Source organism: Planosporangium mesophilum, assembly GCF_016863255.1.
Classification (GTDB): Bacteria; Actinomycetota; Actinomycetes; order Mycobacteriales; family Micromonosporaceae; genus Planosporangium; species Planosporangium mesophilum.
This window is the reverse complement of record NZ_BOON01000019.1, coordinates 55,973-76,854: the sequence shown is the minus strand read 5'-3', so window position 1 is coordinate 76,854 and position 20,882 is coordinate 55,973. Positions and strand designations below refer to the sequence as shown.

15 protein-coding genes are annotated in these 20,882 nt (G+C 71.3%); 6 read left to right on the top strand and 9 right to left on the bottom strand.

Annotated elements, in window-relative coordinates; translation table 11 throughout:
• Window positions 1–17: 17 nt before the first annotated feature.
• The 3 genes from Pme01_RS11295 to Pme01_RS11285 all read right to left on the bottom strand — a co-directional run bounded on the left by Pme01_RS11295 (window position 18) and on the right by Pme01_RS11285 (window position 3,043).
• Entirely contained in the window at window positions 18–665 is a 648-nt protein-coding gene (locus Pme01_RS11295; RefSeq protein ID WP_168115406.1) for a TetR/AcrR family transcriptional regulator, read from the bottom strand.
• Window positions 662–1,882 carry a cytochrome P450 gene (locus tag Pme01_RS11290; RefSeq protein WP_239088159.1) on the bottom strand — a complete coding sequence of 407 codons (1,221 nt, stop codon included), beginning with the start codon at window positions 1,880–1,882 and terminating at the stop codon, window positions 662–664. The genes Pme01_RS11295 and Pme01_RS11290 overlap by 4 nt, the downstream gene beginning before the upstream one ends.
• Window positions 1,883–2,011: 129 nt before the next feature.
• Window positions 2,012–3,043: a LacI family DNA-binding transcriptional regulator gene (locus Pme01_RS11285; protein WP_168115408.1), complete on the bottom strand. Its 1,032-nt coding sequence runs from the start codon at window positions 3,041–3,043 to the stop codon at window positions 2,012–2,014.
• A 238-nt stretch (window positions 3,044–3,281) separates the two neighbouring features.
• On the opposite strand from Pme01_RS11285, the gene Pme01_RS11280 reads away from it, so the two are divergent.
• A complete protein-coding gene (locus Pme01_RS11280) occupies window positions 3,282–4,238 on the top strand; it encodes a LamG-like jellyroll fold domain-containing protein (protein WP_239088158.1) in 957 nt (318 codons plus the stop codon).
• Between the two features lie 69 nt (window positions 4,239–4,307).
• Window positions 4,308–6,368: a PQQ-dependent sugar dehydrogenase gene (locus Pme01_RS11275; protein ID WP_168115410.1), complete on the top strand. Its 2,061-nt coding sequence runs from the start codon at window positions 4,308–4,310 to the stop codon at window positions 6,366–6,368.
• A 62-nt stretch (window positions 6,369–6,430) separates the two neighbouring features.
• On the opposite strand, the gene Pme01_RS11270 is transcribed toward Pme01_RS11275, so the two are convergent.
• Entirely contained in the window at window positions 6,431–7,537 is a 1,107-nt protein-coding gene (locus Pme01_RS11270) for a lysylphosphatidylglycerol synthase transmembrane domain-containing protein (protein WP_168115411.1), read from the bottom strand.
• 180 nt (window positions 7,538–7,717) lie between these two features.
• On the opposite strand from Pme01_RS11270, the gene Pme01_RS11265 reads away from it, so the two are divergent.
• On the top strand, window positions 7,718–9,364 hold the full coding sequence (locus tag Pme01_RS11265; protein ID WP_168115412.1) for a thiamine pyrophosphate-binding protein: 1,647 nt from the start codon (window positions 7,718–7,720) through the stop codon (window positions 9,362–9,364).
• A gap of 97 nt (window positions 9,365–9,461) precedes the next feature.
• Entirely contained in the window at window positions 9,462–10,235 is a 774-nt protein-coding gene (locus Pme01_RS11260) for a cyclase family protein (RefSeq protein WP_168115413.1), read from the top strand.
• Window positions 10,236–10,243: 8 nt separating this feature from the next.
• Here the strand turns inward: Pme01_RS11260 and Pme01_RS11255 are convergent, their stop codons facing one another.
• From Pme01_RS11255 to Pme01_RS11245, 3 genes are read right to left on the bottom strand one after another with little or no spacing between them, the layout of a single operon-like run.
• Window positions 10,244–11,647, bottom strand: a complete 1,404-nt coding sequence (locus Pme01_RS11255) for an FAD-binding oxidoreductase (RefSeq protein WP_168115414.1) — start codon at window positions 11,645–11,647, stop codon at window positions 10,244–10,246.
• A 22-nt stretch (window positions 11,648–11,669) separates the two neighbouring features.
• A complete protein-coding gene (locus tag Pme01_RS11250) occupies window positions 11,670–14,954 on the bottom strand; it encodes an acetyl-CoA carboxylase family protein (protein WP_168115415.1) in 3,285 nt (1,094 codons plus the stop codon).
• 35 nt (window positions 14,955–14,989) lie between these two features.
• Entirely contained in the window at window positions 14,990–15,793 is an 804-nt protein-coding gene (locus Pme01_RS11245) for a formate/nitrite transporter family protein (protein ID WP_168115416.1), read from the bottom strand.
• 118 nt (window positions 15,794–15,911) lie between these two features.
• On the opposite strand from Pme01_RS11245, the gene Pme01_RS11240 reads away from it, so the two are divergent.
• On the top strand, window positions 15,912–16,808 hold the full coding sequence (locus tag Pme01_RS11240) for an SDR family oxidoreductase (protein WP_168115483.1): 897 nt from the start codon (window positions 15,912–15,914) through the stop codon (window positions 16,806–16,808).
• Between the two features lie 22 nt (window positions 16,809–16,830).
• On the opposite strand, the gene Pme01_RS11235 is transcribed toward Pme01_RS11240, so the two are convergent.
• On the bottom strand, window positions 16,831–17,265 hold the full coding sequence (locus Pme01_RS11235) for a VOC family protein (RefSeq protein WP_168115417.1): 435 nt from the start codon (window positions 17,263–17,265) through the stop codon (window positions 16,831–16,833).
• A gap of 55 nt (window positions 17,266–17,320) precedes the next feature.
• On the bottom strand, window positions 17,321–19,393 hold the full coding sequence (locus Pme01_RS11230) for a prolyl oligopeptidase family serine peptidase (RefSeq protein WP_168115418.1): 2,073 nt from the start codon (window positions 19,391–19,393) through the stop codon (window positions 17,321–17,323).
• Window positions 19,394–19,762: 369 nt separating this feature from the next.
• Here Pme01_RS11230 and Pme01_RS11225 point away from each other — a divergent pair, with 369 nt between their 5' ends.
• Window positions 19,763–20,866 carry a GH12 family glycosyl hydrolase domain-containing protein gene (locus Pme01_RS11225; protein ID WP_168115419.1) on the top strand — a complete coding sequence of 368 codons (1,104 nt, stop codon included), beginning with the start codon at window positions 19,763–19,765 and terminating at the stop codon, window positions 20,864–20,866.
• Window positions 20,867–20,882 lie beyond the last annotated feature (16 nt).

Sequence of the window (20,882 nt, the reverse complement as noted above, 5' to 3'; positions counted from 1 at the left end):
TGCTCTTCCTCTTCTCGCTAGGGGGTGGTGACCGGCGCGAGCGCCAGCCCGACGAGCGCGTCGATCAGCCCGGTCGCGGCGTCGTGCCAGCTGGACCGCGGGGTGGGGGTACCTTCGGCGAGGGCGCGTTCGCGCTCGGCGACCATGTGCACCATCAGCTGGCGGGCCATGTCGCCGCGCTCGGCACGGACCTCGGCCGGCAGGTCGGAACGGCAGCGGCTCAGCCCCTCCAGGACCCGCATCAGCGACGGTGACGACAGCGACTCCTCGATGATGATCGGCCGGAGCGAGGGGTCGGTCATCACCTGTGCGCCGAAGCGGGCGAACCAGGTGGGGCTGCCTGACGCGGCCAGGTGCTCGGTGACGGGACGCACCAGGCAGGTGACCCAGTCCCGGATGTCCGTGCTGTCGCCGAGCTCGGCGACCATCCGCCGGCGGATCTCCTCGATCGGTGCGGAGTGCCTGCGCGCGATCGCCCGTACCAGGTCGGCCTTGGTGCCGAAGTGGTAGCCGACGGCGGTGTTGTTGCCCTGCCCGGCGGCCTCGCTGACCTGCCGGTTGGACACCGCGAGCACGCCGTGCTCGGCGAAGAGCCGCTCCGCCGCCGCCAGGATCAGCTCCCGGGTCGCGTGTGAACGCTCAGCCCGGATGGTCTTGTTCGTCACCACCGCACCGGTAGTTCCCGCAAGCCCCCCACGACGAGCCCTTCGACGCGGCGCAGGTCCGACACGTCAACCGCGAGCTCCAGCGACGGCAGCTTGCGCAGCAGCACGTCGAGCACCGTCTGCAGTTCGGTACGGGCCAGCGGCTGACCTATGCACGAGTGCGCTCCGGCGCCGAAGGCCAGGTGGGGGTTGGGGCTGCGGCCCAGGTTCATCTCGTCCGCGGCGTCGAACGCGCTCTCGTCGCGGTTGGCCGCGGCCATGCTGCACACGGCGGTGGTGCCGGGTGGCAGCACGGTGCCGGCGATCTCGATGTCCTCGGTGAAGTAGCGCACCATGCCGAACCCGGAGTTGGCGTCCATGCGCAGCGCCTCTTCCACCGCGGTGCGTACCAGGGACCGGTCGGCCAGCAACTGTTCCCAGCGCCGCCGGTCGGCCAGCAGCATCGCGACCATCTTGCCGATCATGTTGGCGGTGGTTTCGTGCCCGGCGATCAGCAGCCCCATGCCGGTTGCCACCAGCGTCGCGTCGGACATCCGCTCGCCGTCGGAGTCGGTGTCGGTGATGAGCGCGCTGAGCAGGTCCTCGCCCGGCTCCGCCCGCTTGGCGGCGATGTGGCCGGCCATGTACCTGCCGAACTCGACCTGCGCCGTCTCGATCTCCGCCTGCGTGAAGCGGGTCATGCTCAACATCATGTCGGACCAGGCGGCGAACCTGTCCCGGTCGGAGTCCGGGACGCCCAGCATGTCGCAGATCACCCACACCGGCAGTGGGAAACCCAGGCTCGCCTTGAGGTCCGCCGGCGGCCCCTGCTGGACCATGTCGTCGATGAGCCGCTCGGCCATCGCCTCGATGCCCGGCCGCAGCGCGTTCATCCGCTTGGCCGTGAACCACTTGCCGATCATGCGCCGCCACCGCAGGTGCCCTTCGCCGTGCTGGGGGAGCACCGTGGCCATCTCGCTGTTGAACACCCCGCCCGACTCCACGTCGGCGACCCGGGCCGCGTTATCCGCCGGGGTCGGCCGGGTGAAGCGTGGATCGGACAGCACCCGCTTGACGTCGTCGTACCGTGTCAGCAGTGTCGCCTCGTCCCCGCTGGCCAGCGCCACCCGCGCGACCGGGCACCGCTGCCGCAGCCGTGCCCAGTTCGCCGGCGGCTCCAGCGCGGACTCGTTGGGAATCGGATACCGCAACAGCTGTTCCACGTCATCCTGAGCCACCGGAATCTCCTTCGACGGTGTCCGTCCGTGGATGGACGGGGTTCCCGCGCCACAGTCTGCCCAGGACATCGGAGTAAGTCAATCAGTTGACTTAATCGAGGCCCGAGAGGGAGTGGCCCGGCGGCCCGCTCAGCGATGAGACGGGCCGGTCGAGTCGCGTACCACCAGCGTGTACCCCGTCGGGCGACGCCGGGGACGCGTCGACCGGAGCTTGAGCGCAAGGGTGAGCGCCATGCGGCCCATGTCGGTCATGGGCAGGCGTACGGTCGTGAGGCTGGGCGCGAGGTCGGCGGCGACGGACACGTCGCTGAAGCCGACGACCGACATCCGTTCGGGTACGGGAATGTCGTGGGCTCGTAGCGTGGACAGCACTCCCATCGCCATCGCGTCGTTGAGCGCGATGATGGCGGTGGTCTCCGGGTGGTCGCGCAGGATCTCCTCGGTGGCCGCCCGGCCACCGTCGCGAGTGAAGTCGGAGTGGACGACGGGAAGGTCGTCGAGCGGGAGCCCGCGTTCGCGCAGTGCGGACGAGACCCCGGCGAGCCGGTCGATGACGGTGGTGAGCTGCGGGGTGCCCGCGGCGACCGCGATCCGCCGGTGACCGAGGTCCAGTAGGTGCGTGGTGAGCGCCCGGCTGCCGGCTTCGTTGTCGGGCAGGACCGCGTCGACGCCGAGCGCGTGCCGTCCGATGACGGCGACCCGGCCGCCGAGCCGCTGGAACGCCGACAGCTCGGCGCGCACCTCGGCTTCCACGTCGGGGTCGCTGTAACCCGATCCGGCGATCAGGATGATCCTCACGCGCTGCGCGATGAGGTGCCGGAGCTGGCGGAGTTCGTAGTCGGGGTCGCGGCCGGAGTGCGAGATCTGGACGAGCAGCCCCTTCTCGGCGGCCACCTCGACGACGCCGCTGGCGATCTCGGAGAAGTACGGGTCGTCGATCTGGTGGACGATCAGTCCCACCGTGGAGCTTGCGCCGCCAGCGAGGGTGCGGGCGTACGGGTTCGCGACGTAGCCGAGCTCCTGCGAGATCTTCCGGACGCGGCTGGCGACCTCTTCGCTCACGCCGTCTCGGCCGGAGAGTGCGCGGGACGCGGTCGCGAGCGAGACGCCGGCACGTTCGGCCACGTCGATGAGGCGCAGCGTCGAACCGCGCTTGGGCATGCGCAACTCCTCCGAGGTATTGACCCGCACCACGCTCTTGCCTGTGGCGCAAGGCACAGCATAGAGTGCGGAAGCGCTTACGTAACCGCTTACGTACGTACAGCTACATGCTCGCTGACCGATGGCCCGCGAGCTTCATCCCGGCGGTCGAACCCGCCCGACGACACACCCCGCAACAGCGGTACCGGCGAGCTTCGACCCAGTACGCACGTGCCGCGTCGACGAAAGGAGCACCTCCTTGGCGAAGGTCAGACGCGCCGTCGTCGCCACCGCCGCACTGCTGGTGGCCGGCCTGGCGGCGGGCGCCGCGCCGACACCCGCCCAGGCGGATCGGGACGGTAGGCAGGACGTCCATCCGGCGCTGCGATCGCACCTCGTCGCGTTCTACGACTTCGACCACCCGGTGGAGGGCGACGTCGCGCTCGAGCGCGACCAGGGCCGCTCCGGTACCGAGATCGAACTCGTCAACGGTGGCGCCGCTCAGCGCGTACCGGACCGTGCCTACAAGGGCAGCGGCAACGCCCTCCAGACCCGGCAGGTCAACCCCGACGTGACGGGCAACGACGACTGGAAGGCCGGCACCTGGTCGGCGAGCGGCGTGCGTACTCTTCGCGCGTTCAGCGGCGCCAAGAGCGCGACGGTGATGGGCTGGTTCAAGTCCGACATGGACGGTCCGGCCCTCAACTCCACCACCCCGAACCCGACCGACCGGTTCAACGCCATCGGCCTGGCCGGCGTGCTGACCGGCGACTCGGAAGGCCACAACGTCCGGGCCCTGCTCGAACTCATCGACGTCAACGGCACGCTGCGACTGGTCGCGCTCGGCCGGCGCCTCGACGGCGGCAACTCGCAGACGTTCGCCGCGAGCCAGGACTGGCAGACCCTGCTGCCGAGGGGCGAATGGGTGCACCTCGCCGCCACGTACGACTTCTCCAGCGGCACCATGGCGCTCTACCGCAACGGCAAGCCGCTGGACGGCTTCTACACCCGCAACGACGACCCGTGGGGCGTGTCGGGACCCGGGCCGCACGTCACCACCGCGTCCGACCCCAGGGGCATCAAGATCGGCGGCAGCTTCCCGCAGAACACGCTGGAGCGCAACCCGTGCAATTGCCGCATGGACAGCCTGATGTTCCTCGACAGCGTGGTGTCGCCGGGTGACGTCGAGAAGCAGTACCGCTACCAGGCCCGCTGACCCCCGATTCCCGAGAAGGAGACACGCGTGCGCATAAGAGACGCCAGTACCTCCAGGATCCGCAGAGCCATGCTGACGGCGGGTCTCACGACCGCCACCGTCCTTCTGTCCACTGTGGCCGCGACGCCCGCCCGGGCCGCCACCGCGACCTACGACCCCATCCCCGAGATGCCGAGCCAGAGCGGCCTCGGGCTGGTCCTGCAGGAGTACGCCAGCTTCCCGCAGTCGTCGCCCAATCCGGCGCCGGTCGATCAGCGGCTCGTGCGGAAGGCCAGGATCAACACGATCAGCGAGGTACCCGACGGGTCCGGCCGTCTCGCCGTACCGGACCTCAACGGCAACCTCTACCTCGTCTCCAACGGCGTGCCGCACGTCTACCTCGACGTGGCCAACACGTTCGCACCGCAGTTCTTCTCGGGCCGGGGGCTCGGCCAGGGCTTCGGGTACGTCGCGTTCGACCCCGAGTTCCGCGCCAACGGCCGGTTCTACACCCTCCACACCGAGCAGGCGTCGGCCACGACCGTGGTCCCGGACTACGCCCAGCCCAACACCATCTACCACGGTGTCATCACCGAGTGGACGGCGACCGACCCGGCCGCCGGTACCTTCACCGGCACCCACCGGGAAGTCCTGCGCATCGGGTTCGGCGGCCAGATCCACGGCATCCAGGAGATCAAGTTCAACCCGACCGCGAAGCGCCACGACGGCGACTACGGCCTGCTGTACCTCGCGGTCGGCGACGGTGGCAAGGGCGTGGGCAACACCGACCCGCAGAACCTCGGCATGCCGCACGGCAAGCTGCTGCGGATCGACCCGCGTGGCCACAACTCTCCCAACGGGAAGTACGGGATCCCCGCCTCGAACCCGTTCGTCGCCCACGCCGGCGCGCTCGGGGAGATCTACTCCATCGGCTACCGCGACCCGCACCGCTTCAGCTGGGACACCGCCACCGGCAAGCTGTACCTCGGCCACATCGGGGAGCACGCCGTCGAGTCGATCTACGAGGTCCGGGCCGGCGACAACATGGGCTGGAGCGAGCGGGAGGGTTCGTTCGTCTTCGACCGGAACCCGGCGAACCCCTGTGACCGTCTGTACCCGCTGCCGGCCGACGACGCGAAGAACGGGTACGTCTACCCGGTCGCCGCGTACGACCACGACCCCGCGCCCGGCTGGAACTGCACCTCCGACGTCGGGGTCGCGGTCGCCGGCGGATACGTCTACCGCGGACACGACGTGCCCGCGTTGAAGGGCAAGTACATCTTCGGTGACCTCGTCGACGGGCGCGTCCTCTACACGGAGGCCAAGGAGATGCGCCGAGGCCAGGCGCCCGCCCAGATCCACCGCCTCTCCCTGTTCGACGCCGCCGGCCGGCCGGTACGGATGCAGGACCTCTCCGGCCCAGGGGCGCCCGGCGACCCCAACCGGGTCGACCTGCGCTTCGGCACCGACGCCGCGGGGGAGCTGTACATCCTCGCCAAGGCCAACGCGAAGGTCTGGAAGGTGACCGGTACCAGGACCTTCGCCGACGGCAACGTCGGCCACGCCAAGGTTCGCAACACCACGGGGGCTGCGAACTGGGCGCCGGTGACGCCGTCGAAGTGGCAGTTCACCAAGGACGAGGTGATCCTAGCCGAGGCCGGCACCAGCCGTCCGGGTCCGCGCCGCCCGTTCGAGTACGCGATCCTGAACGCCGGGCCGGAGTGGAAGTCGGTCGAGATCGAGGCGCAGGTGCGGCTCGACACGCCGGTGGAGGTCACCAACCGGGACGTCATCATCGTCTTCGGCTGGCAGTCGGACACGCAGTTCTACTACGCCCACCTGTCGACCGACAACACGATCTACCCGCACAACGGCATCTTCAAGGTCAACAACGGTGACCGCGAACGCATCGAGTACCAGTGGAACGGGCGGTCCCGCGGTGCGAACCCCGCGATCACCGATGCCGACTGGCACCAGGTACGGGTCGTGCACCTGCCGGCCACCGGAGAGATCGCGGTGTACGTCGACGGCAGCAAGGACCCGTTGATGACCGCGAAGGACACCACGTTCGGCTCGGGGCGGGTCGGCTTCGGCTCGTTCGACAACGTGGGCCGGATTCGTGACCTGGAAGTGAAGGGCACGCCGGCCTGAACCGTCCGGTCGGGGACGGCGGCAACATGGCCGCCGTCCCGCACCGGCGGTTCAGGCCGCGATCAACCGTTACCCGCAGGCTCGTCGGCTCGTGATCGCGCCGGTTCGGCGTGGCTGCGGCGGCGGATGATCAGCCAGAAGACCCATCCGGTGCCGATGATGAATCCGAGGCTGATCGCCCGGTAGAGCAGGACGCCCGCGATGGCGAGCCCGGCGTCGAGCCCGCCGGCGATGAGGCCGAGGATGAGTGCGCCGTCGATGACGCCGAGGCCGCCGGGGATGACGGGAAGGGCGCTCCCGGCGGCCATGCCGGCGCAGTACGCGATGAGCACGCCGGTCGCGGTGAGGTGACTGGCGCCGACGGCCACGCAGCTCATCCAGAGGCACAGTGCGTCGAGGAGCCAGTTCGCGAAGGCGTAGCCACCGGCGGCCGTGAGCTGTCTCGGCCGCATGCGCACCGAGCGCAACTGTGTCAGGAACGCCGTGACCGGCCCGGGCCCCGGTTCGGCGGTGCGACGGCGGACCCGGGCGATGACGGTGTCGGCGAGGCCACCGGCCCGGTCGAGGACGCCCGGGTGGCGGATGAGCCGGTACCCGGCGTACCCGACCGCTGCGAAGGCCGCGATTTCGGCGACCATGAACGGCCAGTTCGGCCGGCCGTGCGCGGCGATACCGCCGAGGACGCCGAGGATGGCGAGGGCCGTGCTGGACATGATGCCGCTGAGCGCGATACACGAGGCGGCGACGGCCGGTGTGGCGCCGAAGCGGCGCATCTGCTGGTAGTTGAAGCTGGTGGAGAACGCCGGCCCGCCGGGGAGGGTGACGCTGAGAGAGTGCGCGGCGTAGGCGAGCGCGATGTGCCGGACGAGGGAGACGCGCAGCCCGGCGGAGCGGAGGAGGCCTCGTTGCATCCGCGCGTACGCGCGCATCGAGGCCATCTCCACGAGGACCGCCGCGCTCAACCAGCCCGGGTGCGGAGTGCGGAACTGGGCGACGGCACGCGCCAGCGACGGCCCGCCCAGGACGAGTTCCGTGCCGAGCGTCGCGGCGATCACGGCGACGCCGGCGACCCGCCAGCCCGAGGGGCGTGCGCGGCGGGCTTGCCTCGGCGGATCGGACTCCGCCGTGGCCGGCGGGTCGTCGAGGCTGGTCGCGTGGTCGGGGCTCACGCGTTGATCGTCCCCCGCTCGGCAGGGCCGGGGCCGTGAACCCCGGAATTCAGTGACGGAAATCCGCTGAAGTGGCGTGGGTCACCGGGTCGCCGCCCAACCGGCCGCCGCCGAACCGGGCTGCCGGGGCCCGGGTGCAGAATGGTCGAACTGTCGCAGGCCGGACCGGGAGGCACAACCATGCTCGTTGCGGAGGCGGTCGGCCGTACCCTTGCGGCGCTCGGCGTCGACCACGTGTTCGGGGTGGTCGGCAGCGGCAACTTCCACGTCACCAACGCGCTCGTCGCGGCCGGCGCGCGGTTCGTGCCCGCCCGGCACGAGGGCGGCGCGGCCACCATGGCCGACGCCTTCGCGCGCGTCTCCGGCCGGGTCACGGCCCTGTCGGTACATCAGGGTTGCGGCCTGACCAACGCGCTGACCGGCATCACCGAGGCGGCCAAGAGCCGTACACCGCTGCTGGTGCTCACCGCCGAGGCGACGCAGCCCGGCTCGAACTTCTACGTCGACCAGGCTGCGCTCGCCACCGCCGTCGGCGCCGTCTCCGAGCGGGTACGGTCGCCGCAGACCGCGGTCGCGGACGCGGCTCGCGCCTACCAGCGTGCCCTCAGCGAGCGGCGCACCGTCGTGCTGAACCTGCCGCTGGAGGTCCAGCACGCGCCGTACCCGGAGGAAGCCCTGGAGGTACCGGCCATCCTGGACGTGCCGCCGCCCGGCCCCGCCCGGCAGGCGGTCGGAGCGCTCGCCGACGTGCTCGCCGCGGCCCGTCGGCCGGTGTTCGTGGCCGGACGGGGGGCCAGGCTGTCCGGGGCCCGCGCCGCGCTGGAAGACCTGGGCGAGCGGTGCGGGGCGCTGCTGGCCACGAGCGCGGTGGCGAAGGGGCTGTTCACCGGGGCCCCGTTTGCCATTGACGTCTCCGGCGGCTTCGCCTCACCCCTGGCGGCCGACCTGATCCGCGGCGCGGACGCCATCGTCGGCTGGGGCTGCGCGCTGAACATGTGGACGATGCGGCACGGCCGGCTGATCGCCCCCGGTGCCACCGTGGTCCAGGTCGACCTCGACGTCGACGCGCTCGGCGCGCACCGCGCGATCGACCTGGGTGTGCTCGGCGACGTACGGGCGACCGCGGAGGCCGTCGCCGCCGAGTTAGCCGCCCGCGGCGGCGTCGCCACCGGGTACCGCACCGACGAGGTACGCGACCGCATCGGGCGCAGCCACCGCTGGCGCGACGTCCCGTACCAGGACGCCTCCGACGGTACGCACGTCGATCCGCGCACCCTGACGATCGGGCTCGACGACGCGCTGCCCACCGAGCGGACCGTCGCCGTCGATTCGGGCAACTTCATGGGCTACCCCAGCATGTTCCTGTCCGTACCCGACGAGGCCGGCTTCTGTTTCACCCAGGCGTACCAGTCGATCGGCCTCGGCCTGTCCACCGCGATCGGCGCGGCGCTGGCGCGGCCCGACCGGCTGCCCGTGGCCGCCTGTGGCGACGGCGGTTTCCTCATGGGCATCGCCGAACTCGAGACCGTCGTGCGCCTCGGCCTGCCCATGGTGGTCGTCGTCTACAACGACGCCGCCTACGGCGCGGAGGTGCACCACTTCGGGCCGGACGGGCACCCGCTCGACACCGTCCGGTTCCCGGACACCGACCTCGCCGCCCTGGCCCGGGGCTTCGGCTGCGACGCGGTGACGGTCCGTACCGTCGACGACCTCGGGGCGGTCGGCGACTGGCTCGCCGGTGCGCGGGAGCGACCCTTGGTCATCGACGCCAAGATCAGCTCGGCTCGTGGCGCGTGGTGGCTAGAGGAGGCGTTCCGCGGCCACTGATGATCGTCACAAGTTTCGGGAAGTAGTGGTCTCGGAAGGCACCTGAGGCAACAATTTCCCGGAAGTCGTGCCGATCTTGGCTGGTAGGAGGCCCTATATGTCGATCTTGTCCACCCTCGTCGCCGCGCTCGCCTCCGGCTCGGTCGAGGTCGTCGACCTCACCGCCCCGCTGTCCGGCGACACCCCGACGCTGGCGCTGCCTCCGGAGTTCGGCCAGACGGCAGCGTTCGAGCTCGAGGAGATCAGCCGTTACGACGACCGCGGCCCGGGCTGGTACTGGAACAACTTCCGCACCGGCGAGCACACGGGCACCCACTTCGACGCGCCCAACCACTGGGTGACCGGACGGGACCGCGAGGACGTGGCGTCGGTGCCGGCGCGACGGCTGATCGGCCCCGCGGTGGTGCTCGACTTCTCCGCGCAAGTGGCGAACAACCCCGACTTCCTGCTCGAAGTGGACCACATCAAGCAGTGGGAGAGCGAGCACGGTCCGCTTCCCGAGGGCGGCTGGCTGCTCTACCGCACCGGCTGGGACGCCCGCTCCTCCTCGCAGGAGGAGTTCCTCAACGCCGACTCCGACGGCCCCCACACCCCCGGGATCTCCATCGAGTGCGCGAAGTGGCTGGCCCACGAGTCGCCGGTGATCGGGCTCGGGGTGGAGACCGTAGGCACGGACGCGGGAGCGGCGGCGGGCTTCGACCCGATGTTCCCCTGCCACACCTTCATGCACGGCGCGGGCAAGTACGGCCTGACCCAGCTGCAGAACCTCGCCCAATTGCCGCCGACCGGCGTGGTCCTCGTGGCCGGGCCGCTGGCGATCGTCGGTGGATCGGGCAGCCCCGCGCGCGTGCTGGCCCTGGTCGAGCGCTGAGCCGGCGCTCAGCCGGTCGGGTCGCCGACGACCTTGCCCGGGTTGAACAGGTCGAGCGGGTCGAAGGTCTGCTTGACGGCGCGCTGCATGGCAAGGGCCGCCGGTGACATCTCCTGGCGCATGCCGCGCCGTTTGAGCAGTCCGACGCCGTGCTCGGCGGTCACCGTACCGCCGAGCGCGATGGCCGCGGTCAGCATCTCCTCGAAGGCGGCCTGGGCGGCAGCCCGGGCGGCGTCGTCGCCGGGCGGGGTCAGGATCAGCGGGTGCAGGTTGCCGTCGCCGGCGTGCGCGATGGTCGCGATGCGTACCCCGTGCCGCCCGGCGATGTCCAGGATGGACCGCAGTATCGCCGGTACGGCCGACCGTGGCACGCAGACGTCCTCGGTCAGCACCGGGCTCAACCGCTCCAGCGCGGGATACGCGAGCCGGCGGGCGGCGAAGAGCGCCTCCGCCTCGAACTCGTCGGTCGACTGCTCCGCCCACAGCGCCCCGGCGTCGCGGAACACGGCGGCCATCGTGTCGGCCTCCTCCTGACCGGAGGGGCCCGGGGTGTCGATCTGGGCGAGCAGCAGCGCCTCGGCCGACGGTGACAGCCCGAGGTGCTTCCACTCCTCGACGGCCTGCAGACAGACCCGGTCGAGCAGTTCGAGCGCGGCGGGCACCAGCCCCGACCGGGTCGCCGCGGCCACCGCCTGCCCGGCGGTCACGACGCTGTCGAACGCGCCGACGACCGTGCGGGGCGGCTGGGTACGGGCGGGGCGCAGCCGCAGCGTCACCTCGGTGATCACGCCCAGGGTGCCTTCCGAGCCGACGAAGAGGCCGGCCAGGTCGTATCCGCTCACGCCCTTCGTGGTCCGCCGGCCCAGCCGGACGGTGGTCCCGTACTGCCCGGCCGGCCCGCCGACGACCGCCTCCATGCCGAGCACGTAGTCGCGGGTGACGCCGTACTTCAGGCAGCACAGGCCCCCGGCGTTGGTGGAGACGTTGCCGCCGATGGTCGACCACGGTGCGCTGGCCGGGTCCGGCGGGTACCACAGCCCGTGCGCGGCGACGGCCTTCTTGAGGTCGTCGTTGACGACGCCGGGCTGGACGACGACGGTCAGGTTGTCGGCGTCGATGTCGATGATCTTGTTCATCCGGGACAGGTCGAGCACGAGGCAGCCGTCGACCGCGTTGGCGCCGCCGGACAGGCCGGTGCCTGCCCCGCGCGGGACGATCGGTACGCGCAGCCCGGCGCAGGCGGCCACCGCGGCGCTGACCTCGGCGGTCGACCGTGCCCGCAGCGCAGCCACCGGGGTACCGACCGCCGCCCACTCGGCGTCGTCGTGGCTGATCGCGGCCAGTACGTCCGGATCGGTGATCAGGTCGCTGTCCGGCAGCGCGGCGGCGAGGGCGGTACGGGCGTCGGTCACGGTTTCCCATCCTCTCCGACGCTCAACGGCACAGTTGAAGGGCCCACCGCCGCGAGTCGGCGGGGTCGATGACGTCGTCGATCTCGTTGAGCGTGGCCGCGTTGAGCGCCTTGCCGTGCTCGTACGCCAGGGCCACCAGGCTGTCGAACATCTGCTGCCGGGCGGCCGGGTCGGTCTCGGCTTCGAGCGCCTTGCGGAAGCCGAGCTTGACGGCGCCTTCCAGCCCCATAGGGCCGAGCTCGCCGGTCGGCCACGCGACGGTGAACAGCGGGGCCTGCAGGTGGCCCATTGCCATCGCCATCGCGCCGAGGCCGTACCCCTTGCGGAGGATGATCATGCCCGTTGGGGCGGTGAGCCGCGCGCCGGCGGCGAACAGCTCCGCGAAGCGGCGCACGGAGGCGTCCTCCTCGGCGGCCGGCCCCACCATGAAGCCGGGGGTGTCGCACAGCGACAGGACGGGCAGTCGGAAGTCGCGGCACAGCCGCAGGAACTCCGTCGCCTTACGGGCGGAGGTCGCGTCGATCGCCCCACCGAGGTACCGGCTGTCGTTGGCGAGCACGGCCAGCGGGTGCCCCTCCACCCGTACGAGTGCGGTGACGATGCCCTGCCCGAAGCCCGGCCGCAGCTCGAGGACAGAATCGACGTCGGCGATCGCGTCGACGGCCGCTCGGACGTCGTAGGCGCGGAGCCGGTCGGCCGGGACGACGTGCCGCGCGGTCCGCGGATCCGGAGCTTTCCAGTCCCGGCCGCGGCCCTGGAAGTACCCGAGGTACTTCTTGGCGAGCGCGACGGCCTCGGCCTCGTCGGCGGTGAGGATGTCGATGACGCCGTTGCGGGTCTGCACCTCGACCGGGCCGATCTCCTCGGGGCGCACCCGGCCCAGCCCACCGCCCTCGATCATGGCCGGGCCGCCCATCCCGAGGTTGGCGTCGGGGGTGGCGATGATGACGTCGCAGGTGCCGGCGAACGCGGCGTTGCCGGCGAAACAGCGACCGGACACGACGGCGACGAGCGGGACCCGCCCGCGCAGTTCGGCGAACGTACGGAAGGTGCGCACGGTCAGCCCGGTGGTGACCCGGTCGGTGTCGCCGGGCCGGCCCCCGCCGCCCTCGGCGAACAGGACGACGGGCAGCTCGCGCCGCCGCGCCACGTCGAGCAGCCGGTCGGTCTTGTCGTGGTTGACCAGCCCCTGCGTGCCGGCGAGCACGCTGTAGTCGTAGGACAGAACAACGACATCGGTACGGGCGTCGAACACGTCCGCGTTGACGGTGGCCGTCCCGCCGACGAGGCCGTCGGCGGGGGTGGCGTCGACGAGCTCGTCGACCGGCCGGCTCTGCCGCTGCGCGGCGAGCGCGAGCGACCCGTACTCGACGAAGCTGCCGGAGTCGACGAGGTCGGCGAGGTTCTCCCGCGCGGTCCGCCGGCCGCGTTCCCGCAGCCTCGCGAGGGCGTCCGGCCGGGCCTCGTCCGTGGTCCTGCGGTGCCGTTCCAGGACCTCGGCGAGGTCGGCGCGGACGTGGTCCAGCGGCACGTCCGCGGCCTCGACGATCGCGGAGTGGGCCGCGACCGGCCTGGTCACCATGAGCACGGTCCCGGCGGTGACCGTCTCGCCGGCCGCCCGCAGCACCCGGGCCACGGTGACCGGTTCCCGGGCGGCGACCGGGTGCTGCATCTTCATCGCCTCGAGGACGGCGAGGTCACCGCCGGCCGGCACGACCTCGCCGGGCTCGGCGAGGTGGACGATCGTGCCGAGCAGCTCGGCGCGGACGGCCGACTCGTCCGGCCCGAGCGCCGGTTGCGCCGGCGCGGCCGCTGCCGGATCGTGGCCGGCGGCGATGGTCGCGGCGTCGTCGGTCGCGGAGTCATCGGTCGCGGCGTCGCCGGCTGCGGTGTCGTCGGTGACGTGCGCGACCAGCCGCGGCAACGCCGCCGGCAGCCAACCGGTCGTCACCGGTGCGCCGCGGAACTCCGGGTCGTCGAGGATCGCCAGCAGGAGTGCGCGGTTGACCGCGATCCCGTCGACGAGGGTCTCGCGCAGGGCGGTCGCCGCCTTGGCCGCAGCGGCGTCGAACGACGACGACCGTACGTGCGTGATGATCTTCGCGAGGAGCGGGTCGTAGCGGCCGCTGACCGTCAGGCCGGGCCGTGCGTGGGTCTCCACCCGCACACCGCGACCGGTCGGCGCCACGAAGCCCGCGAGCCGCCCCGCGGCGGGGGCGACCCGGCCCGCGGCGTCGACGGTCTCCGCGTTGAGCCGGCACTGGATCGCGATCCCGGTGGCGGACGCGACCGCTCCCGCTGCGGGCTGCCCGGAGGTCGCGCTGACCCCCGCCGGCAGGTCGAGGTCGTGGTAGCGGGCGCCGTCGGCGACGGCGAGCGCGACCTCGACCAGGTCGACGCCGGTCACCTCCTCGGTGACCGGATGCTCGACCTGCAGCCGCGGGTTGACTTCGAGGAAGACGAACCGGTCGGCGCGAACGAGGAACTCGACGGTACCCAGGCCGGTCAGTCCGACGCCGCTGCAGAGCCTGGCGGCCGCGGCGTGCAGCCGGAGCCGGACGTCGTCGGGAAGCCCCTGCGTGGGCGCGATCTCGACGACCTTCTGCAGGCTCCGCTGGACGCTGCAGTCGCGGTCGCCGAGCGCCAGCACCCGTACGCCGTCGCCGTCGATCGCGCCGACGACCTGTACCTCGACGTGCCGGGCGCCGGCGAACAGTTCCTCGGCGAACACCGAGGCCCGGCCCGACACCGCCGTCGCTTCGGCCGCGCAACGCTCGTAGGCGGCGGCGAGCTCCGTACGCTCGGTGACGACACGCAGCCCGCGGCCACCACCGGCCGACTGCGCCTTGACCACGACGCCCCCGGGGTGACCGTCGAAGAAGGCGTGGAGGTCGTCGAGCGAGGCGTCGCCGTCGGTCGCATCGAGGACGGGCACCCCGGCGGCGACCGCGGCGGTGCGGGCGGCCACCTTGTCGCCGAAGACTTCGAGCACCTCCGGGCGTGGCCCGACGAAGACCACAGCCGCGTCGGCGCAGGCCCGGGCGAACCGGGCCTCCTCGCTGAGGAACCCGTACCCGGGGTGCAGGTGGGTACAGCCGGTATCCCTCGCCGCGCGTACCAGCGCCTCGACGTCGAGGTACGCCGCCGGGCCGCTCGCGGGCAGCGCTACCGTCTCGTCGGCCAGCGCGACGTGCGGTGCGTCCGCTTCGTCGGCGGCGAACACGGCAACGGTCGGTACGCCACGCTCCCGGGCCGCCCGCAGGATGCGCAGCGCGACCTCACCGCGGTTGGCGACGAGCAGCTTCACGACGCGATCATAATGTCGATCACCTACCGGTACCTTCAATCGCTTTCGGCCCGTTTCTCCTGCAACTGATGCCTGGTGCGGACCAGCCGCAACAGGGTGACCAGCCCGATGCCGCCGACCACGTTGCCCAGTACCGCCCAGCCCAGCCACCCCAGCCAGTCCAGGTAACCGAACGGCGCGTGCCCGGTGTGGAACCCGCTGAAGATCAGCAACGAGTCCAGGATCGAGTGGTTGAGCTGCAACCCCGCCAGCAGGAACCCGGCGCCGATCGCGGCGACGATCCGGGCCGGGATCGACTCGGTCCCGTGCTGCATGCGCGTCATCAGCGTGATCACGCCGCCGCCGAGGACGGCCAGGCAGAACGAGCGCAGGTTGATGCCGAGGTCGATGTAGTGCCGCGCGCTCTCGACGGCCTGCCCGGACAGCTCGGGGAACGCCGTGATGATCAACCAGGTGAAGACCCAGCCGCCGGCGAGGTTGGCCACCAGCGTGCCGCCCCACAGCCGCAGCAGGTCGAGCATGCGGGACTTGCCGGCGGCGAGCACCGTCACCGGTACCAGGAAACCCTCGGTGAACAGCTCGCTGTGCCCGAGCAGCAGTGCGATCAGCCCGATCGAGAACGCCAGCCCGGCCACGAGATGGTCGCCGGTGGCGGCGAGCACGGCCAGTAGCGCCAGTACGCCGGTGGCGACGTCCAGCCCACCGAGCGCACCGGTCGCGACCAGGGCGGGCCAGCCGCGGTGCAGCCGGGGTTCGCCCTCCTCGACGATCCGGTCGAGGGAGCGCTCCACCCGGGCCTCGCCGGGCTCGGTCCGTTCATGACCGTCACTGTTGCTCATGCCCCCGGAGTACCCGCGGCCGGTGGACAGCAACCGGGATCGCGTCCCGGTTGGGTGCCCCGTCGGCCGGGCATATGGAAGGTCACGACGTCACACCGACGAGGAGGACACGGTGCCGATGGCGGAGGACCAGTACGGCAGGCAGGATCCGCGCAAGCAGTACGGGCAGCCCGCGGAGGGTGAAGGGGTGACGATCGAGCACCCCGGCCGCACGGGGGAGATGCCCGACCGGCCGGATCACGGCGAGGAGAGTTACCGCGGCTGCGGTCGGCTGGAGGGGTACAAGGCGGTCGTCACCGGCGGCGACTCCGGGATCGGCCGCGCCGTCGCGCTCGCCTTCGCCCGCGAGGGCGCCGACGTCCTCATCTCCTACCTGCCGGAGGAGGAGCAGGACGCCCAGGAGACGGTACGGCTGGTGCGCGACGCAGGGCGCACGGCGGTGACCGTGCCCGGTGACCTCCGCGAGGAGGCGCAGTGCCGCCGGGTGATCGACCGGGCGGTGGCCGAGTTCGGCCGGATCGACGTGCTGGTCAACAACGCCGCGTACCAGATGATGCAGCCGGGCGGGATCGCCGACATCACCACCGAGCAGTTCGACCGGGTACTGAAGACCAATCTGTACGCGATGTTCTGGCTGTGCAAGGCGGCCGTCCCGCACCTGCGGCCCGGATCGGCCATCATCAACACTTCGTCGATCCAGGCGTTCGACCCCTCGCCGGGCCTGCTCGACTACGCCACCACCAAGGGCGCGATCGTCAACTTCACGAAGGGGCTCGCCGCCGACGTCATCGGCAAGGGCATCCGGGTCAACTCCGTCGCGCCGGGGCCGGTCTGGACGCCGTTGATCCCGGCGACGATGCCGGCCGAGAAGGTCGAGTCGTTCGGCAAGGAGGAGTCGCCGATGGGGCGCGCGGCTCAGCCGGCCGAACTCGCCCCGGCGTACGTCTTCCTGGCGTCCCAGGAGTCCAGCTACATCACCGGCGAGGTGATCAAGGTGACCGGAGGGAGTCGCTGAACGGCGTTGCGCGGCTACGCGCCTATGACGTACCGAAGTCCGGAACGGTGATGGCGCCATCCGGGCCGAGGGGGAAGCCGGGGTTGTAGGCGATCTCCCAGACGTGGCCGTCCGGGTCGGCGAAGCAGCCCGCGTAACCGCCGTAGAACGTCTCTCCGGCGGCCCGCGTCATCTCGGCCCCGGCAGCGGCGGCGTCGCGCAGCACCTCGTCGACCTCGCTCCGCGACCGGACGTTGTGCGCCAGGGCCATCCCGCCGAAGCCGTCGGTACCCTTGTCCTCGACGCCCGCGTCGGCGGCGAGTTTGGCGCGCCCCCACAGGACGACCACGGCGCCTCCGGCCTGGAAGAACACCGTCTCCTCGGCCTCCTGGCCGCGCCAGCCGAGCCGCTCGTAGAACGTCCGGGACCGCGTCAGGTCAGCGACCCCGAGCGTGACCAGGCTGATGCGTTGTTCCATCCCCGCACCGTACCGCTGGTGGCCGCACTCTCGCGGCCACCAGCCTCGGGTCACGTCACCCGAGCAGGCCCGGCCGTTCCCACTCCTTGCCGTCCACGTGGTGGGCGAGGAAGGCGAGGACCGTCGAGTACCAGATCTTGGCGTGGTTGGGCGTCAGGATCCAGTGGTTCTCGTCGGGGAAGTACAGGAACTTGTGGGGGCTCGACCCGTCCTCCGCCTTCGACCGCGACAGGAGGTCCCACCACAGGCGCAGGGCCTCACCGATCGGCACCCGGTAGTCCTTGTCGCCGTGGATGACGAGCATCGGGGTGGTGATGGCATCGGCGGAACGGTGCGGTGAATGGGAGTCCGTCATCTCCGGGGTCATCTCGCGGGCCCAGTAGTACGAGGCGTCGGTGGTCCCGCTCATCTGGTCGAGCGCCCAGAGCGACGCGTGCGTGACGATCGCCGCGAACCGGTCGGTGTGTCCGGCTACCCAGTTGGCCATGTAGCCGCCGAAGGAGCCGCCCATCGCGGCGGTACGGTTCCCGTCGACGCCGGGGTGCTCCTGCGCGGCGTCGGTGATCGCCATCAGGTCGGTGTACGGCGCGTCACCCCACGCACCCCAGCCGCGCCGGATGAAGTCGATGCCGTAGCCGGTGGACAGAGCGGGGTCGGGCAGCAGGACCGCGTACCCGTGGGCCACGGCGATCCAGGGGTTCCAGCGCCAGGACCACGCGTTCCAGGAACCGAGCGGGCCGCCGTGGATCCACAGCAGCAGGGGTACCGGCGCGTCCGTGCCGGCCTGTTGCGGCAGCGCGATCCACGCGCGCAGCGGGGTACCGTCTTCGGCGGTCGCGGTCACCTCTTCCAGCCGTCCCGGTACCCCGACGCCGACGCCGAGCGCGTCGGCCGGGCCGAGCAGGGGCGCAGGCGCCGACGCGCCGTCCAGGGCGACCCGGACCGGGGCGGGCGGACTGTCCACGGCGGAGCGCAGCGCGTAGATCCAGCGCCCGTCCGGTGAGACCCGGATGTCGGTGTAGGCACCGTGATCGTGGGTCAGTCTGGTGGGCTGTCCGGTCGTGGCGTCCACCCGCCACAGCGGCGAGTGGCCCTGGTCATCGGCGGCCACGATCAGTGCGGTGCCGTCCGGCGTCCAGCGGGCGGAGTGCGGCCAGCGGTCCCAGGCCTCGGTCAGGGCCTGAACCGGGCCACCGGTGACCGGCACGACGCCCAGCCAGCAGTCACCGGGATCGTGCGCGGTCGACCGTCGGCGAACGACGACCGCGACGCGGGCGCCGTCGGGGGACAGCCGCGGCGACTCGTACTCGTGGTCGACGTCGTCGGCCAGGACCCGGCGCTCACCGCTGGCCACGTCGATCGCCACCACCGTGGACCGCTGCGACCCGGCTGGCTCGGCCACCATCCAGGTGGCGACCACGGTGCGACCGTCGGGGGTGATGTCCCAGCTCGCCTCGTCGTCCAGTGCCCGGCCGGCGTGGCCGGTGACGTCCCGCAGATCGAGTTGGGCGTCGGTGAATGCGAGGTCCTCGGCGAGGTCGGCGACGAGCAGCCGGGTACGTGCCGGCCCGAGGTCGTGATCCCAGTACCGGACCGGGTACTCCTCGTGCAGGATTGCCGAGACCCCCGCCTCCTTCCGCTTCGTGCGGATCTCTTTGTCGCTGGCGGTGTCGGTGGACGACGGCATCATCGCCGAGCCGACCACGATCGTCCCGGCCTCGCTCACGACGACGCCACGCACGCCCCCGGGCGGGCAGGCCGCCACCCGGGCGTCGCCGCCGGCGGCCGGCTGCAGCCACAGTGCCCCCTTCGGCTCCTCGTCGGCGTCGCCGTCGGGCTCCGGCCGTGCCGACACGAACAGCAGATCACCCGACGGCGTGAAGGCGGCTGCCGACTCGCCCTGGGAGCTTCGGGTCAGTCGCCGGGCCGTTCGCGCCCCGTCCGGGTCGACCTCCCACAACGCCGTGGTGTAGCGGTTCTTCTTGCGCTCGGGCCTTGCCACCCCGACGACGAGCCGGCGGCCGTCCGGCGACAGCCACAGTCCCCCGACCCGCGGCAGGCCGGCGTAGGCATCGAGGTCGAAGAAGGGATCGGCAGGTTGCTCGTCCGGGTTCGCGTCGGTGATCACCAAGCCTTCTTACCACGGCATTGATGTCCATGGGGTGACGCCGCCGCCGGACGCCCGACACACGACCTGCCTGTCCACTGTGCACTCTGTCGGGCAGTCGGGGTCGTCGAGCCTTCCGCGTACCTGATCTGCGTTTGTGTGGCGCAGTTGGTCGAGGAGGGAGAGGGTGTGCCGCCAGGCCTCCCGGGCGTACCGGTGATCGCCGCTCCCGTGGAGGGTGTCGCCCGGGTTGGTCAGGGTGGCAGCCGGTACGGCAACTCCGGCGACACCACCTCTGTCTGGACCCCTGTTACTGCTCGTGCTAGCGTGCACGGACTGTTTGGGAGCGCTCCCAAGATCGCTGTACCTCCCCACGCATCAAGGAGCACCGTGGCACGTCTACTTCGCGGCCTGACGGCTGCCGGTCTGCTGCTCGCAGCCTCGGCCTCGGCCGTGGCCGTCAGCGGCCCCGCGTACGCCGACGCCAAGATCTGCGGCAAGACCGACACCACGACCGTTCAGGATCAGTACGTTGTCATGAACAACGTCTGGGGCGCCGACAGCTCGCAGTGCATCAACGTGACGGACAAGGGGTTCACGGTCGCGGCGGACCACAGCAAGCGCACCGACGGCGCGCCGGCCTCGTACCCGGCGATCTACTACGGCTGCCACTACACCAACTGCTCGAACGGCACCAACCTGCCGATGCAGGTCAGCAAGATCGAGAGTGCGACGAGCAGCATCAGCTACTCGTACCCCACCGCCAAGGGCGCCTACGACGCCGCGTACGACATCTGGCTGGACCCGGCGCCGAAGGAAGACGGCGTGAACCAGCAGGAGCTCATGATCTGGTTCAACCACCAGGGCGGGCCCCAGCCGGTGGGCTCCAAGACCGGTACCGTGACTGTCGGTGGCCGTACCTGGGAGGTCTGGACCGGCAACAACGGCATGAACGACGTCGTCTCGTACGTCGCGACGTCACCGATCACGAGCTGGAACTTCAGCGTGCTGGACTTCGTCAAGGACATCCAGAAGCACAGCAAGGTCACCGACTCGTGGTACCTGACCAGCATCCAGGCCGGGTTCGAGCCGTGGCAGGGCGGTACCGGTCTCGGCCTCAACTCGTTCAGCGCCAGCGTCAACGGTGTCGGTGGCGGTGCGAAACCGGCCGCTCCGCAGAGCTGCCGGGTGTCGTACAAGCCCACGTCCTGGAACGACGGCTTCACCACCACCGTCGCCATCACCAACACGTCCACGACCGCCATTCACGGCTGGAAGCTGACGTTCCCGTTCGCCGGGGACCAGAAGGTCGCCAAGGCGTGGACGTCGACCGTGTCGCAGAACGGCACGACCGTGACCGCCGCCAACAGCCCCTACAACGGCTCGATCGCGCCGAACGGCACCGTGTCGTTCGTGCTCCAGGGCACCCACGGTGGCGCCAACCCGTCGCCGACGGCCTTCAACCTCAACGGGACCGCCTGCACCGCCGGATGATCAGCGATGGGGACCG